Annotated in this window: 16 protein-coding genes, 1 rRNA gene and 1 other annotated feature; all 17 genes read right to left on the bottom strand. The window is 40.9% G+C overall.

Annotated features, from left to right (window positions below):
• Positions 1 to 2: 2 nt before the first annotated feature.
• Positions 3 to 749, bottom strand: coding sequence for a 23S rRNA (guanosine(2251)-2'-O)-methyltransferase RlmB (rlmB, locus tag J7E63_RS01070; RefSeq protein WP_215009926.1), 747 nt, complete (start codon positions 747 to 749; stop codon positions 3 to 5).
• Position 750: 1 nt separating this feature from the next.
• The gene (locus J7E63_RS01065; protein ID WP_215009925.1) at positions 751 to 1,170 is read right to left on the bottom strand and encodes a Mini-ribonuclease 3; all 420 of its coding nucleotides are present in this window, start codon (positions 1,168 to 1,170) and stop codon (positions 751 to 753) included.
• A gap of 3 nt (positions 1,171 to 1,173) precedes the next feature.
• Positions 1,174 to 2,571: a cysteine--tRNA ligase gene (cysS, locus tag J7E63_RS01060; protein WP_215009924.1), complete on the bottom strand. Its 1,398-nt coding sequence runs from the start codon at positions 2,569 to 2,571 to the stop codon at positions 1,174 to 1,176.
• Positions 2,552 to 3,220 (bottom strand): serine O-acetyltransferase, encoded by a 669-nt coding sequence (cysE, locus tag J7E63_RS01055; RefSeq protein ID WP_374193691.1) that lies wholly within the window; start codon positions 3,218 to 3,220, stop codon positions 2,552 to 2,554. The genes cysS and cysE overlap by 20 nt, the downstream gene beginning before the upstream one ends.
• 51 nt (positions 3,221 to 3,271) lie before the next feature.
• Positions 3,272 to 3,522 (bottom strand) — a binding site (T-box leader).
• Positions 3,523 to 3,568: 46 nt separating this feature from the next.
• A complete protein-coding gene (gltX, locus tag J7E63_RS01050; protein ID WP_215009922.1) occupies positions 3,569 to 5,026 on the bottom strand; it encodes a glutamate--tRNA ligase in 1,458 nt (485 codons plus the stop codon).
• A gap of 114 nt (positions 5,027 to 5,140) precedes the next feature.
• Positions 5,141 to 5,623, bottom strand: coding sequence for a 2-C-methyl-D-erythritol 2,4-cyclodiphosphate synthase (gene ispF / locus J7E63_RS01045; RefSeq protein ID WP_215009971.1), 483 nt, complete (start codon positions 5,621 to 5,623; stop codon positions 5,141 to 5,143).
• Positions 5,624 to 5,738: 115 nt separating this feature from the next.
• On the bottom strand, positions 5,739 to 6,440 hold the full coding sequence (ispD, locus tag J7E63_RS01040; RefSeq protein WP_215009921.1) for a 2-C-methyl-D-erythritol 4-phosphate cytidylyltransferase: 702 nt from the start codon (positions 6,438 to 6,440) through the stop codon (positions 5,739 to 5,741).
• A gap of 212 nt (positions 6,441 to 6,652) precedes the next feature.
• Complete coding sequence (locus J7E63_RS01035; protein WP_215009920.1) at positions 6,653 to 7,741, bottom strand: PIN/TRAM domain-containing protein; 1,089 nt, start codon at positions 7,739 to 7,741, stop codon at positions 6,653 to 6,655.
• A 206-nt stretch (positions 7,742 to 7,947) separates the two neighbouring features.
• On the bottom strand, positions 7,948 to 9,021 hold the full coding sequence (disA, locus tag J7E63_RS01030) for a DNA integrity scanning diadenylate cyclase DisA (RefSeq protein WP_215009919.1): 1,074 nt from the start codon (positions 9,019 to 9,021) through the stop codon (positions 7,948 to 7,950).
• Positions 9,022 to 9,024: 3 nt separating this feature from the next.
• Complete coding sequence (radA, locus tag J7E63_RS01025) at positions 9,025 to 10,407, bottom strand: DNA repair protein RadA (RefSeq protein WP_215009918.1); 1,383 nt, start codon at positions 10,405 to 10,407, stop codon at positions 9,025 to 9,027.
• Positions 10,408 to 10,516: 109 nt separating this feature from the next.
• A complete protein-coding gene (clpC, locus tag J7E63_RS01020; RefSeq protein WP_215009917.1) occupies positions 10,517 to 12,958 on the bottom strand; it encodes an ATP-dependent protease ATP-binding subunit ClpC in 2,442 nt (813 codons plus the stop codon).
• A 17-nt stretch (positions 12,959 to 12,975) separates the two neighbouring features.
• On the bottom strand, positions 12,976 to 14,046 hold the full coding sequence (mcsB, locus tag J7E63_RS01015; protein WP_215009916.1) for a protein-arginine kinase McsB: 1,071 nt from the start codon (positions 14,044 to 14,046) through the stop codon (positions 12,976 to 12,978).
• A gap of 1 nt (position 14,047) precedes the next feature.
• Complete coding sequence (gene mcsA, locus J7E63_RS01010) at positions 14,048 to 14,596, bottom strand: protein-arginine kinase activator protein McsA (protein WP_215009915.1); 549 nt, start codon at positions 14,594 to 14,596, stop codon at positions 14,048 to 14,050.
• Positions 14,597 to 14,623: 27 nt separating this feature from the next.
• On the bottom strand, positions 14,624 to 15,085 hold the full coding sequence (locus tag J7E63_RS01005) for a CtsR family transcriptional regulator (RefSeq protein ID WP_088084955.1): 462 nt from the start codon (positions 15,083 to 15,085) through the stop codon (positions 14,624 to 14,626).
• Positions 15,086 to 15,205: 120 nt separating this feature from the next.
• Positions 15,206 to 15,361: a hypothetical protein gene (locus J7E63_RS01000; RefSeq protein WP_215009914.1), complete on the bottom strand. Its 156-nt coding sequence runs from the start codon at positions 15,359 to 15,361 to the stop codon at positions 15,206 to 15,208.
• A 14-nt stretch (positions 15,362 to 15,375) separates the two neighbouring features.
• Complete coding sequence (locus J7E63_RS00995) at positions 15,376 to 15,624, bottom strand: hypothetical protein (protein WP_215009913.1); 249 nt, start codon at positions 15,622 to 15,624, stop codon at positions 15,376 to 15,378.
• A 67-nt stretch (positions 15,625 to 15,691) separates the two neighbouring features.
• Positions 15,692 to 15,800, bottom strand: a 5S ribosomal RNA gene (rrf, locus tag J7E63_RS00990); the annotation flags it as partial.

The raw sequence follows: 15,800 nt of genomic DNA, 5'->3' as shown, positions 1-15,800 counted from the left end.
TACTATCCCTCAAGTGTGTGTCGTTTTCGATATACCTCATACATCAGTAAAGCCGCCGCAACAGAAGCATTTAACGAGGTTACTTTACCAACCATTGGCAAATGGATGAGAAAATCACATTTATCGCGGATCAGTCTTCCCATTCCTTTTCCTTCACTGCCAATCACCAAGCCTAGTGGCAGCGTCCCGTCTAATCTTCGGTAATCATCTTTGCCTTTTGCATCTGTTCCGGCAATCCAAACACCTCGTTCCTTAAGTTCATCGATGGTTCGCGCCATATTAGTGACACGGACCACTGGGATATATTCAATCGCACCTGTCGAAGCTTTGGCAACTGTTGCTGTTAGGCCGACAGCTCGACGCTTTGGAATAATGATGCCATGAGCACCGACTGAATCCGCCGTTCTCATGATCGACCCAAGGTTATGAGGATCCTCAATTTCGTCCAGCAATAAAAAGAATGGCGGTTCATTTTTCTTTTCTGCTGCTGCAAACAAATCATCCATTTCCGCATATTGATAGGCAGCAACATAGGCAAGAACTCCTTGATGATTTTCATCCGCGATTTGGTCAATTTTTTTCTTAGGAACAAATTGAACAATCACATTTGCTTCTTTGGCTAATTGCGTAATTTGCTGCATTTGGCCACGCTGCGATCCTTCGGCAATTAATATTTTATTAATATCCCTTTCTGATTTAAGCGCTTCGATGACTGGATTTTTGCCAACAATATATTCTTGTTGTTCCATCCTAGCGTTCCTCCTTTCTTTGCTCCACATATGAAAATGCCCTGCTAATAAGCTCTTCTAAACGTTCTTTTTTACCCGTTAAATACAGATAACCCATCAATGCTTCAAATGCTGTACTATAGTGATAAGTTTGGACATCTGTATTTTTAGGAACAGTGCCTGATTTCGCATTTCTACCGCGCATAACCACCGCTAATTCTTCTTCATCAAGCAGTTTATGATCCATCATTTGAAAGAGAATTTTGCTTTGAGCCTTTGCTGACACGTAACTGGTTCCAGTGCGGTGTAAGTGATTCGGTCTTACCTTACCGCTATAGAGGAGGTGGCGCCTTACATAGGTTTCATAAATCGCATCACCCATGTAGGCAAGAGCGAGACTATTCAATTGTTTAACATCCACTGTATTTTCATATTCAAGCATGAATTAGCCTCTTTTCCACCTTGTACCCTGCGGTGTATCTTCTAAAATAATATTCATTTCCTTTAGCTGATCTCTTATTTGGTCAGACAATTGGAAATTACGGTCTTTTCGAGCTTGGATTCGCTTTTCAATCAGCGCATCGATTTCTTCATCGAGCATTTCTTCTTTTTCAAATGTCAGCCCTAAGACATGGAATAACTTTTCAAAATGTTTTGTAAAGGAATCAATGACTTCTACAGCTGTATTTTTCTCTAAAAGATAATAATTAGCCAGTTTTGAAAGGTCGAATAAAACGGAAATCGCTTTAGCTGTATTGAAATCATCATCCATTGCCTCAATAAATTCTTCTTGCCTTTTTGCAATACTTTCAAGCCATACCTGATTCGAACTTGTTAAGTCAGTACTCGCTTCTTTCCGATGCTTTAAGTTTTGATAAGAGGTGGTTATGCGTTCAAATGCTGCTTTCGTACTCTCCAGTAATTCCTCGCTGTAATTAATCGGATTGCGGTAATGAACGGATAACATAAAAAACCGTAACACTTGCGGATTATGTTTTTTAATAATGTCATGAACAAGGACAAAGTTTCCTAATGATTTAGACATTTTTTCATTATCAATATTGATATAGCCATTGTGCATCCAGTAACGAGAAAATAACTTTCCTGACAGTGCTTCTGATTGGGCAATTTCATTTTCATGATGTGGGAAGGTCAAATCCTGTCCACCGGCATGAATGTCAATGGTTTCGCCAAGATACTTTTTCGCCATTGCCGAGCACTCAATATGCCAGCCCGGCCGGCCAAGTCCCCACGGACTCTCCCAGAAGATTTCGCCTTCCTTGGCCGCTTTCCATAAGGCAAAGTCTAAGTCGTCTTGTTTCCTATCACCGACTTCAATTCTTGCACCTACCTGCAGGTCATCAATGGATTGATGCGATAGCTTACCATATTCATCGAATTTTCTTGTCCGGAAATAAACATCCCCTGCAGATTCATAAGCGTAGCCTTTTTCGACTAATTGACTAATAAAATCAATGATAATGTCCATGTTTTCCATTACCCGTGGATGAACATCTGCCTTTTGGCAGCCTAATGCCGTCACATCTTCAAAATAAGCATTGATAAATCGGTCCGCAATCGCCGGAACACTTTCTCCTAATTGATTGGCAGCACGAATCAATTTGTCATCGACATCGGTAAAATTGGAAACATATTGAACATCATAGCCGCGATATTCCAAATAGCGCCGAACCGTATCAAAAACGATTGCCGGACGTGCATTACCAATATGAATATAATTATAGACCGTCGGACCGCAAACATACATTTTCACTTTTCCTTCTTCAAGCGGTACAAAGGTTTCCTTTTTGCGCGTTAGTGTATTATAAAGTTGAATGGCCATTGACTTTTATCCTTTCTCCTTTTAATTCTTCGAGTTCGTGCATTAACTTATCCAAATCATTTTGCATTTCTCTTAAGCGGTCGGCAACAGGGTCTGGTAAGTCACAGTGATTCAAGTCTCTTGTAATTCTTCTACCATCCTGGATCACCACTCTCCCTGGAATCCCAACTACCGTTGAGTTAGGGGGGACTTCTATTAATACTACTGAGCCACCGCCAATTTTGGAGTTTTCTCCCACGGTTATCGAACCAAGTACCTTTGCACCTGTGGCAATCAGGACATTATCCTTAATCGTCGGATGCCGCTTTCCTTTCTCTTTACCCGTTCCACCAAGTGTTACCCCTTGATATATAGTTACATTATCCCCAATTTCGCACGTTTCCCCTATAACAACGCCCATACCATGGTCAATAAAAAATCTTCTGCCTATTTTTGCCCCAGGATGAATTTCAATTCCGGTAAAAAAGCGGCTTACTTGTGAAATAACCCTGGCTAGAAAATAGAATTTCCGATTAAAGAGTGCATGCGCGAGTCGATGTGACCAAATGGCATGCAAGCCTGAATACGTTAAGATGACTTCTAAATAACTTCTTGCCGCAGGATCTTGTTCAAAAACAACCTCAACGTCCTCCCTCAACTTCTTGAACATTACCATTCTCCCCCTTTTGTTTGGTAAACAAAAAAGCGCCTCTGTCTTAACGACAGAGACGCTTATGCGCGGTTCCACTCTGATTAGACCGAAAAAGCTCGTTTTGGTAACGGAAAGCTTATTATGGGTCTCACTCTACCTGTTAACGGATAGGTTCCGCCCATTTCTACTAGAAGTTGACTCTTTTCGAAACAGGGCTCAGAGGTGCATTTCAAAAAACGAGAGGCTTAAACCACTTTCAGCCGGTGATGGTTTTCTCTTTAAAGCATCCTTTTTTTACTTATCCTCTTCTACACTTTAGTAACTATATAATTGTTTACTCTACTATATTACATTTCTTCCCCAATGTTAACTAATAATTTTATTAATTCTCGTTTGAACCTTATCTTTACCTAAAAGTTCAATTGCCATTGGCAGGTCTGGTCCATGTGTTTGACCTGTTACCGCAGCACGAATTGGCATAAATAGATTTTTCCCCTTTTGACCGGTTGACTTTTGAACTGCCTTCATGGCTGCCTTTATACCATCAGCGCGGAAATTTTCCAGTTGGTCAAGTTCATGTGAAAATGCCCTTAACACTTCTGGAACAGTTTCCCCGGTTAATATTTCCTTTGCATCCTCTTCATAGATGGCATCCTCTTGAAAGAACATATCTGATAATTCCACGACTTCAGCACCAAAGCTCATTTTTTCCTGTAAAAGAGCTACAAGTCCTTGAAGCCATTGATACTGTTCATCTGTCATGCTTTCACTTATTCGGCCTGCCTTAATTAAGTGAGGCATAGCCAGATCAACTACACGGTTCATCTCAATTTTTTTCATATATTGATTATTCATCCACAACAGCTTTTGCTTATCAAATAATGCTGGCGATTTGGATAGGCGATTCGCGTCAAATATTTCAATAAACTCATTCTTAGAGTAAATTTCTTCTTCACCTGCCGGCGACCAGCCGAGTAGTGTAATAAAGTTAAATAATGCTTCTGGGATATAACCCAATTCTTCATATTGTTCAATAAACTGAATGATGGACTCATCACGCTTACTTAACTTTTTGCGGCTTTCATTGACAATCAAAGTCATGTGTCCAAAAATTGGCGGCTCCCAGCCTAATGCTTCATAGACCATCAATTGCTTTGGCGTGTTAGAAATATGATCATCGCCACGGAGCACATGAGAGATTTTCATTAAATAATCATCAATCGTTACAGCAAAGTTATAGGTCGGGGTGCCATCCTTTTTTATGATGACCCAATCACCCATCCCTTCCGATTCAAATGAAACGCTGCCTTTGACCATATCATCAAACGTATAGGTTTTCCCTTCAGGTACGAGGATGCGGATGCTTGGCTGACGGCCTTCGCTTTCAAAATGACGGCGCTGTTCATCGGTTAAATGGCGGCATTTACCGGAATAATGAGGTGTTTCTCCTCTTTCGCTCTGGGCCTCCCGCTCGGCTTCGATTTCAGCTTCTGTACAATAACATTTATAGGCATGGCCATTTGCTAATAATTGGTTGTAGTAGGTTTCATAAATATCATTACGCTCAGATTGGCGATATGGACCGTATTCGCCGCCAACGTCAACACCCTCGTCCCAATCCATCCCAAGCCATTTTAAATATTTTAACTGGCTTTCTTCTCCGCCCTCAATATTCCGCTTTTTATCGGTATCTTCAATTCGGATAATAAATTTCCCGCCATGATGGCGTGCAAATAAATAATTAAATAATGCAGTACGGGCGTTTCCAATATGTAAATGTCCCGTTGGACTTGGAGCATATCTTACACGAACTTCGTTTGACATAACTATAATGCCTCCATTCTCGAAAAGCAAAAGCCCCTAGGCGCTGGAGCTAGACAGCTTTACCATATGTTTTTATCTGATTTATTGTATCATTGTGCCGTTCACTGTAAAAGGTTAATTGTTAACCTTTTTTAACAATACAACTACCTGGGAGGCAATGCCTTCCCCTCTGCCAGTGAAGCCTAGCTTCTCTGTTGTTGTCGCTTTTACATTGACTTGTTCAGGTGCTGCCTCTAGTAATTCCGCAATCCTACCGCGCATTTGCTCAATATAGGGTGCCATCTTGGGCTGTTGCGCAATAATTGTACAATCGGCATTCACAAGCTCGTACCCTTTATTTTTCACCAATTGCCATACATGCTCCATCAGCTTCGCGGAGTCAGCATCTTTAAAATTTGGATCGGTATCTGGAAAGTGTCTGCCAATATCGCCTTCCCCAATCGCACCAAGGCAGGCATCGGAAACCGTATGTAATAACACATCAGCATCCGAATGACCTAGCAAACCCCTTTCATAAGGGATTGTAATCCCACCAATGATTAGCGGGCGCCCTTCTGTTAATTGATGAACATCAAAGCCCTGACCAATTCGAAACATCATTAAAAACCCCTTTTTTCCTATTGTCTAGCTACACAAGAATAAGCTTCGGAAACAAAGCATCGCACGAAGGAAAAGCGATAGCTTTTTCGAGGAGCGCCTAGGAAAAAATGAACTACTTTTTTCCCTGATTAAGGCGCTTCCGCTTTTCTATTATCGCTTCAGCAAAGAACAAATCTTCTGGTGTCGTTAATTTTATATTATCGTAATCGCCTTCTACCACCTCAACAGGATAGGGAAGCCGCTCAACCAAACTAGCATCATCGGTTCCCAGAAAGTGATCCTTTTCAGCCTTTTCGTACGCTTCCTTAAGCAGCAAAATGCGAAAAGCTTGTGGGGTTTGAACAGCCCACAAGCTTGAACGTTCGACAGTTTCAACTACCACACCATCATTTATCTTTTTCATGGTGTCTTTTGCCGGCACACCCAAAATGGCTGCACCTGTTTCTTCAGCCATTTCAGTTAAACGGTGGATATGTTCTTTTAAGATAAAAGGACGCGCCGCATCATGCACAAGAATAATCCCGTCGGTTTCGACTGATTTAAGAGCATTATAAATGCTATCCTGACGTTCATTTCCACCCGGTACTAAGTTGATAACCTTCGTCACACGATACCGATCGAGTAACACTTGAAATTCTGGTTTATCCTGTGGGTGAATGGCTAAAATAATCCCGCTGCAAGCTTCATCCTGTTCAAACACCCTTAATGTATGGATTAGAACAGGAATACCGTTAAGTTCCAATAAAAGCTTATTTTTCCCTGCTCCCATTCTTTTTCCCTGGCCCGCTGCCGGGAGAATGACTTGGTAGGTCATATCATTACCCCACTCTATCTAATATCAAATCTAGCTCCATAAGATTATGCTTCGGAGCGAAGCCTCGCACGAAAGAAAAGCGTTAGCTTTTCTGAGGAGCGCCTAGGGGCTCTATGGTCTACAGCCAATCCAGCGGGAAGGTCAAAGAACGACCTTCCCGCCGGCTCGTCTTATGCTTGTCGCCCCTGAGCAAGGCGCTTCCGCTTTTTAAGCTACAGTGCTTTTTCTAATAATTTGGGCTTGGCAAATATCATTCGTCCTGCCGATGTCTGGAGAACACTCGTTACGAGAACCTCGATTCTTTTCCCGATATATTCTCTACCTTCCTCGACCACAATCATCGTACCGTCATCTAAATAGGCAACGCCCTGATGATATTCTTTTCCATCCTTAATGACCTGAACGGTTAATTCCTCACCAGGAAGGACAACTGGTTTGACGGCATTTGCTAAATCATTGATGTTTAACACAGATACATTTTGCAATTCACAGACTTTATTCAGATTAAAATCATTCGTGACCAAGATGCCATTGGTTATTTTAGCTAATTTAACGAGCTTTGAGTCCACTTCACTAATTTCCTCAAAGTCGCCTTCATAAATTTCTACCTTTATGGCGAGTTCCTTTTGAATTCGGTTTAATATATCCAAGCCTCTGCGGCCGCGATTTCGTTTCAACACATCGGAAGAATCGGCAATATGCTGTAATTCCTCAAGGACGAACTGTGGAATAACAATCGTTCCTTCTAAAAATCCGGTCTGACAAATATCAGCAACGCGCCCATCAATGATAACGCTCGTATCTAATATTTTCAAAGGATGATTAACTTCCTTATCATTCTCTTCATCACTGGTTTTTTTCTTGTTACCGCGGTTTCCAAAAAGACCTAAAAGTTCATCTCTTTTCTTGAAGCCCACCTGAAAGCCGAGATAACCAAACAAAATGGTTAGTAATATCGGAGCCACAGCATTTAATATTGGAACTTGCACGGCATTCAGGGCAAAGCCGATTAAAAACGCAACCAACAATCCAAAGATTAGACCTACACTACCAAAAAGAACATCTGTTACAGGAACTTTCACTAAAGAATCTTCAGTCCATTTAATAAAGTTAAAGACATAATCTACTGCCCAAAAGGTAATAAGATAAAAAATAATAGCACCTATAATAGCAGTGATATACGAGTTGTTAATTAAGGGAATGTCATTGATATGAAGTAAATTGAACAATTCCGGTAATAACAAAATACCAAGCGTACCACCTATAATGAGGAAGCAAGCCTGCACAATACGTTTTAACATTCCTTCACCTCCTCTATTCATTATAAACATATTCATGGAAATGAAACCTTAATTTGCAGATTATTTTTCGATTACAAAACGTATTAAATTTAGTTTGTTAGTGAAAATTAATAGGTTGAAGATTCTCCCCATAGGGTAGCATCGGAAAATTTTTGTGTCAAACAATTGGATTTTTTTAACTTTTAGGAACCTAGATATAATTGCTTTTATAGATGGCGATCGGTGTATAACCGATCTTTGATCAATTTAAAGCCTTCCTTAATCTTTTTGGCACGAACTTCCCCGATTCCTTCCACATCATCAAGTTCTTCCACTGTTGCGGTTATTATTTTTGAAAACTCACCAAAACTGCTGATGAGATTTTCAATAATGATGGATGGAAGTCTTGGAATTTTATTAAGAATTCTGTAGCCGCGCGGACCTTTATTCTCATCAAGGTGCACATAGCCAAGGTATCCCATCAATTTTAATAAGACCATATCCTCAATGGTACCACTCGTAGCCATGGCCTGCATCCGTCCAATCACTTCTCTGGCCTTGATGTCTCTGTCGAAGGCATAATCTTTAATAATGAGCATGGTCTCATCTTCGAGATCTGTTAATATTTCGTTCAATTGTAAACGAATGAGACGACCTTCTGTTCCTAACTCATGTAAATAGGTTAGAAGTTCATTCTTAATCTTTAAGACCATTTCAAAACGATGGAGAACCAGTAAAAAATCGTTATAGGTTACAGACTCCTCGAACTCTAGGATACTCAAATTGCTGATACTTTGTTCCAAAACGGTTTTATACTTCTCAAGCGTCTGAATGGCTTGATTGGCTTTAGTTAAAATTACCGCAATATCTTTTAATGCATAGCGAAAATTCCCTTGATACAGGGTAATGACATTTCTTCTTTGGGAAATGGCAATCACTAGGGCTTTTGTTTGTTTCGCTACCCTTTCTGCTGTGCGGTGCCGCATCCCTGTTTCAGAGGAAGGTATATCGGAATCAGGGGCTAACTGGGCATTGGCAAAAAGAATTTTATTTCCTAATTCATTGAGGAGGATGGCCCCGTCCATTTTCGCTAATTCATATAAAAAGCTGGGCGAAAATGGGCAATTGATTTCAAAGCCGCCGTCAACGATACTTTTTACCTTTTCGTTAAAACCAATGACAATAAGGCCGCCTGTGTTCGCACGGAGCACATTGTCGATTCCCTCGCGAATGGGTGTACCAGGTGCAAGGAACTGTAAAACTTCACTTACGGTATGTTCACCAAGCTTTTTACTCTCCATCTGCTACCCTCCTAACGCTGCTTTTAATGCTTCGCTCACTGACTTCACACCAATGAGTTCAACTCCGTTTGGGCCCTTCCAGCCGCCAAGATTATTAGCAGGGAGAATGACTCGCTCAAATCCTAGCTTGGCCGCTTCCTGGACACGCTGCTCAATCCTTGAAACCCTTCTTACTTCACCGGTTAACCCGACTTCTCCGATAATACAATCGGTTGGTCTTGTGGGTTTATCTCTAAAGCTGGAAGCAATACTGACAGCCACGGCTAAATCAATTGCTGGTTCATCCAATTTTACGCCACCAGCAACTTTTAGGTATGCATCCTGATTCTGAAGGAGCATCCCAACCCGCTTTTCTAAAACTGCCATCAAAAGTGGCACACGGTTATGATCAATTCCAGTTGCCATTCTTCTTGGGTTCCCAAAGCTAGTGGGGGAAATTAACGCTTGAATTTCAACGAGGACCGGTCTTGTCCCTTCCATCGATGCGACCACCGTTGAGCCAGCAGCGCCCCGTGAACGCTCTTCTAGAAATATCTCGGAGGGATTTGCCACTTCTTCAAGACCGAATTCTTTCATTTCAAAAATTCCCATTTCATTGGTTGAACCAAAACGGTTTTTAACTGCCCGTAAAATTCGATAGGTATGATGTCTTTCTCCTTCAAAATAGAGGACGGTATCCACCATATGCTCTAACAGTCTAGGGCCGGCTATCGATCCTTCTTTCGTTACGTGTCCAACAATAAAGATTGCAATCCCTTTGGTTTTCCCTATTCTCATTAATTCCGAGGTACACTCACGCACCTGTGAGACACTCCCAGGTGCGCTTGTTACATCTGGATGAAATACAGTTTGGATAGAATCAATGATGACAAAGCTTGGATTTGTACTATCGATGGTCCGGTTAATTTCCTCAAGATTCGTTTCAGAGTAAACGAGGAGATTTTCAGAGGATATTCCTAATCGCTCCGCACGAAGCTTTGTTTGCCGTAATGATTCTTCACCAGATATGTATAAAACCTTATTTCCTTTATTCGCTAATTGCGATGATACCTGTAACAGAAGCGTTGATTTACCGATTCCAGGGTCTCCGCCAATCAGCACTAAGGATCCCTTGACCACACCCCCGCCAAGTACCCGGTTTAATTCACTTAAGTCCGTTTGAATCCTTGGTTCATTCTCCATTTCAATGGAATTGATCGGCATTGGTTTGGTTAATAGTCCTGATCCGCCTTGGGAATGGGCGAATGCCCCTCTTCTTGTTGCACCAGTTACTTCAACTTCCTCAACCATCTTATTCCATTCACCGCAGCCAGGGCATTTCCCCATCCACTTTGGAGATTCATAACCGCACTCCTGACACATAAACTTTGTCTTTCGTTTTGCCATTCTACTTCGATCCTCTCGTTGAAACATTACAAATAATTAAAAAAAGAGGTACACGGTTTAGCTTTATTCACGTGTACCTCTCATGGTATTGCATCAATTGATTACATTTCTATTTTACCAAACTTGTTTTCTCTTCCATTCGAACAATAAATTCTCCATTATCTACATCGATCACCGCATGCTGACCTGTTAATAATGTTCCTTTTAATAGTTCTTCTGAAAGTCTGTCTTCAATATGCTTTTGAATCGCACGACGCAATGGTCTTGCCCCATACTCAGGGTCATAACCTTCCTGAGAAATTTTTTCCTTCGCTGCAGAGGTTAATTCTAGAGAAATATTTTGTTCTTTTAAGCGTTTAATTAACTGCTCTGAAAGTAAAGTTACAATTTCTTCAAGATGCTTTCTCTCCAACGCATGGAAAACAATAATTTCATCAATACGGTTCAGGAATTCAGGGCGGAAGGCTTTCTTTAATTCGCCCATTACTTTCCCCTTCATGTCTTTATAATCCTGATCGCCATCCTGAATATTAAAGCCCACATACTTGTTCCGTTTTAAGGCTTCAGCACCCACATTTGATGTCATAATCAAGACGGTATTACGGAAATCTACTGTTCTTCCTTTTGAATCAGTCAAACGGCCATCCTCTAGAACCTGCAAAAGGATATTAAATACGTCTGGATGTGCCTTTTCAATTTCATCAAGTAAAACAACGGAATATGGCTTTCTGCGAACCTTCTCTGTTAATTGTCCGCCTTCCTCATAGCCTACATATCCTGGCGGAGAACCAACTAGACGAGAGGTAGAATGCTTCTCCATATACTCGGACATGTCAATCCGAATCATCGCATCCTCGTCACCAAACATGGCTTCAGCAAGGGCACGGGCTAATTCTGTTTTCCCTACACCAGTCGGTCCTAAGAAAACGAAGGAGCCAATTGGCCGTTTTGGATCTTTTAATCCTGCTCTAGCACGACGGACAGCCTTAGATACGGCCTTAACAGCTTCCTCCTGGCCAATCACACGAGAATGGAGAACTTCCTCTAAATTAAGCAGCTTGGTCATCTCAGTTTGAGCTAGCTTGGAAACAGGGACACCGGTCCAACTTGAAACAACACTTGCAATATCTTCAACTGTTACTTCATTGTTTTCTTTCCCTTGCTTTTCCTTCCAGTTCTTCTTTGTTTCCTCTAGTTGTTCACGCAAACGCTGCTCCGTATCCCGTAAAGAAGCCGCTTTTTCAAATTCTTGACTCTGGACTGCAGAATCTTTTTCCTTGCGTACTTCCTCAAGCTTCACTTCTAATTCTTTTAAATTAGGTGGAGTGGTAAAGGAACGAAGCCGTACCTTGGAACCTGCTTCATCGATTAGATCAATCGCTTTATCCGGCAGGAAGCGATCAGAGATATAGCGGTCTGACAGTTTAACAGCTGCCTTAATCGCTTCATCTGTAATGGAGACACGGTGATGGGCTTCATAGCGGTCACGTAAACCTTCTAAAATCTGGATCGATTCTTCCGCTGTTGGTTCATCAACACGAATTGGCTGGAAACGTCGTTCTAAAGCGGCATCTTTTTCGATATATTTTCGATATTCATCAAGTGTGGTTGCTCCAATACATTGGAGTTCTCCACGAGCAAGCGATGGCTTTAAAATATTAGAAGCATCAATAGCCCCTTCTGCACCACCCGCACCAATCAATGTATGCAACTCATCAATGAAAAGAATAATATTTCCTGCTTGGCGAATTTCATCCATGACTTTTTTCAAACGATCTTCAAATTCACCACGGTATTTTGTCCCTGCTACGACTGTCCCCATATCAAGCGTCATTACTCGTTTATCACGCAGTATTTCAGGTACTTCATTATTGACAATTTGTTGGGCGAGTCCTTCTGCTATGGCTGTTTTACCTACACCAGGCTCTCCAATTAATACCGGATTATTTTTAGTCCGCCGGCTTAATACTTCAATCACACGTTGAATTTCCTTACCGCGTCCAATAACTGGATCCAGGCTACCTTCGCGGGCGATGGACGTTAGATCCCGTGCAAGGCTATCCAGCGTCGGCGTGTTAGCACTTGCTGATGCCCCGCCTTGATGCCCGCCAGACTCATTACTTCCTAATAGTTGAAGCACTTGCTGTCTTGCCTTATTTAAACTAACTCCCAAATTATTAAGTACTCGGGCAGCAACCCCTTCTCCTTCTCGGATTAAGCCAAGGAGAATATGCTCGGTCCCTACATAGGAATGTCCTAATTTTCGTGCTTCATCCATCGATAATTCAATGACCTTTTTAGCCCTTGGAGTATAGTGAATGGTTTGAGAAGCATCCTGTCCTTTGCCAATTAAATTTTCTACTTCTTTTTGGATTTTTTCAGAACCTAAACCAAGTCCATAAAGGGCTTTCGCAGCAATCCCTTCACCTTCCCGAGTTAACCCCAATAAAATATGCTCTGTTCCAATATTGTTATGACCAAGACGAATCGCTTCCTCTTGTGCTAAAGCTAGAACTTTCTGCGCTCTTTCAGTAAAACGGCCGAACATCATATTCTCTTCCTCCCCACCTATTTTTCTTGCTCCATTTTTATTCGTTCCCTAATTAATGCTGCCCGTCTGATGTCTCTTTCATGTGGTCTTAATGAACCCCCAGCATATTGCTGTAAGAATCCTGGCTGGGTCAGTATCATTAATTCATTTAAGATTGTCTTAGGCATTTTATCAATATAACCCATATCTATTCCAAGCCGAACATCCGATAAACATCTAGCTGCTTCTTTCGATTCAATAATTCGGCTATTAGATAACACACCTAACGATCTGAATACTCTGTCTTCTAATTGTATGTTCGAAGTTTTTCGTAATGCTTCACGGGCCGACCTTTCTTGTGAAATGAGTTGACTTACAACCCCTCTTAGGTCACGGCCAATGTCCTCTTCTGATTTACCAAGTGTGATTTGATTAGAAATTTGAAATATATTACCTAATGCTTCGCTGCCTTCACCATAAATTCCTCTAACAACAAGACCTAATTGGTGAATTGCAGGAATAATTTTATTAATTTGCTGTGTTAACATTAACCCTGGCAAGTGCATCATGACCGAAGCACGGAGACCTGTTCCAACGTTTGTAGGACAACTGGTTAAATAACCGTGTTTTTCATCAAATGCGTATTGAATATTACTCTCAAGCCAATCATCGATTTCATTCGCAGCATCCAACGCTTCAGATAATTGCAAACCTGGATACAAGCATTGAATCCGGATATGATCCTCTTCATTAATCATAATACTAACTTCTTCATTTTCGGTTAATATAACTGCCCCATATGGTGAATCTTCAGCTAGATGAGGGCTTATTAAATGTTTTTCAACTAAAACTCTTTTTTGGAGCGGCTGTAATTCTTCAACTTTCAACAATTCCATTTGGCCAAACTTTTGAATAGGAGACTGTTTTAAAATTTCTTCCATATTTTCAATAATCAATTTTGCTTCTTCATGTGAAAAAAGGGTTGGAAATTTATAATCATCAAAGTTACGAGCCAAGCGAATACGGGAGCTAAGGACAATATCTGAATCCGGTCCTTCCGCACTCATCCAGGAGCTGACAGCTTGATTTAGAAATCGTTCAAGCGACATGTTATTCCCCTCCCTCGTGGCTGGCTGCTAAATTTTTCTCCAACTTTCGTATTTCATCACGAATCTCTGCCGCCTTTTCAAATTCTTCATTTTGGATGGATTCCTTTAGATTACTTTTCAATTCTTCAATTTGTTTACGAAGATGGATTCCTCCGCCAATTCTCTTCGGTATTTTCCCATTATGTGTCCAGTTCCCGCTATGAAGTCGTCTTAAAACTGGTATAAGTTGTTCTTTAAACGCTTCGTAACAATGGGAGCATCCAAAGCGACCTACCTTTAAAAACTGTGGAAAGGTCATTGAACAAGAATTGCATTGAAGAATCTCCTCCTGGTGGAAGGGACTTTGGCTAGGCTTTTGAAAGTTCGGATCAATATTTAATAATCCTGCTAATAAATTATTAAAAGCAAAACCAGATTCCCCATTAAAAATGAACATTTCTCCCTTTTCCTGAGCACACTTTTCACAAAGATGCACTTCAGTCTTTTCACCATTAATGATTTTTGTAAAATGAAGCGCTGCAGGTCTTTGATTACATTCTTGGCAAATCATACTTTCACCTCTTACTCAGAAAAAAATTTATTTATATTTTAAAGATGTTAACATCGCTTTTAGCATTCTTGCTCTTAATTCATCTCGGTATGGAAGATCAATATAAAGAACGGAACGATCGATTACACTTAACATAATTTTCGCTTCCCGCTGTGAAATAATTTCTTCTTGTACGAGCCTTAAAATGACATCTTCTGCACTTGTTTGACTAACCCTGCCTTGTATAAGTGAGAGCAATTGATCAATTAAATGGGCCAAGTCATGGGATTGAACCTTCATAATCCTTATATACCCGCCACCGCCCCTTTTACTCTCCACAATATATCCTCTTTCAATTGTAAAACGGGTATTGATTACATAATTTATTTGAGATGGTACACATTGAAATTTATCAGCGATTTCACTTCGTTTAATTTCAACAAGATCCTTTTCACTTAATTCCAATACTTGTTTAAGATATTTTTCAATAATATCAGAGATGTTTCTCATCTTCCCACCCCCATTCTCTGACTTTGACTATATTTGACTAAATTATACTGAATTTTTTATGTAGATGCAACGATTCACTACTAATGATTTTCTCCAAATCTCGTCATTGTGAAACGTACATTAGTTAAAATATGTAGGGATGAAATTAAGAACACAAAAAAGACAACCATTACTGGTTGCTTTTGAATTGTGCTGGCTATGAACTGCTTTCATAGGGGTTGGGAGCGGCCCTGCTTTGTTACCGTCGATGGTCTTTTTCTTCTTCTTCGGTAACATTAGGTCCTCCTATGTTACCGTCCATGGCTTTTTTTCAGTTGTATGGGCACAATTATTCCTTTTTGTGACCAGTCGAGGCTTTTTTCCTCTTCCATGGGCACAATTATTCTTTTTTGTGACCAGTCCAGGCTTTTTTCCTCTTCCATGGGCACAATTATTCTTTTTTGTGACCAGTCCAGGCTTTTTTCCTCTTCCATGGGCACAATTATTCTTTTTTGTGACCAGTCCAGGCCTTTTTCCTCTCCCATGGGCACAATTATCATTTACTGATCTCCATACATTAATCTTCAAAAACACAAAAAAACAACCATTTCTGGTTGTCTTAGAATTGCCTGGCAACGTCCTACTCTCACAGGGACGCGTGTCCCAACTACCATCGGCGCTGAGAAGCTTAACTTCCGTGTTCGGTATGGGAACGGGTGTGACCTTCTCGCCATTG

The sequence above is a fragment of the Bacillus sp. ISL-75 genome (genome assembly GCF_018613095.1).
The sequence above is the reverse complement of the archived record's forward strand: the minus strand, read 5'-3'. Positions and strand labels throughout refer to the sequence as shown.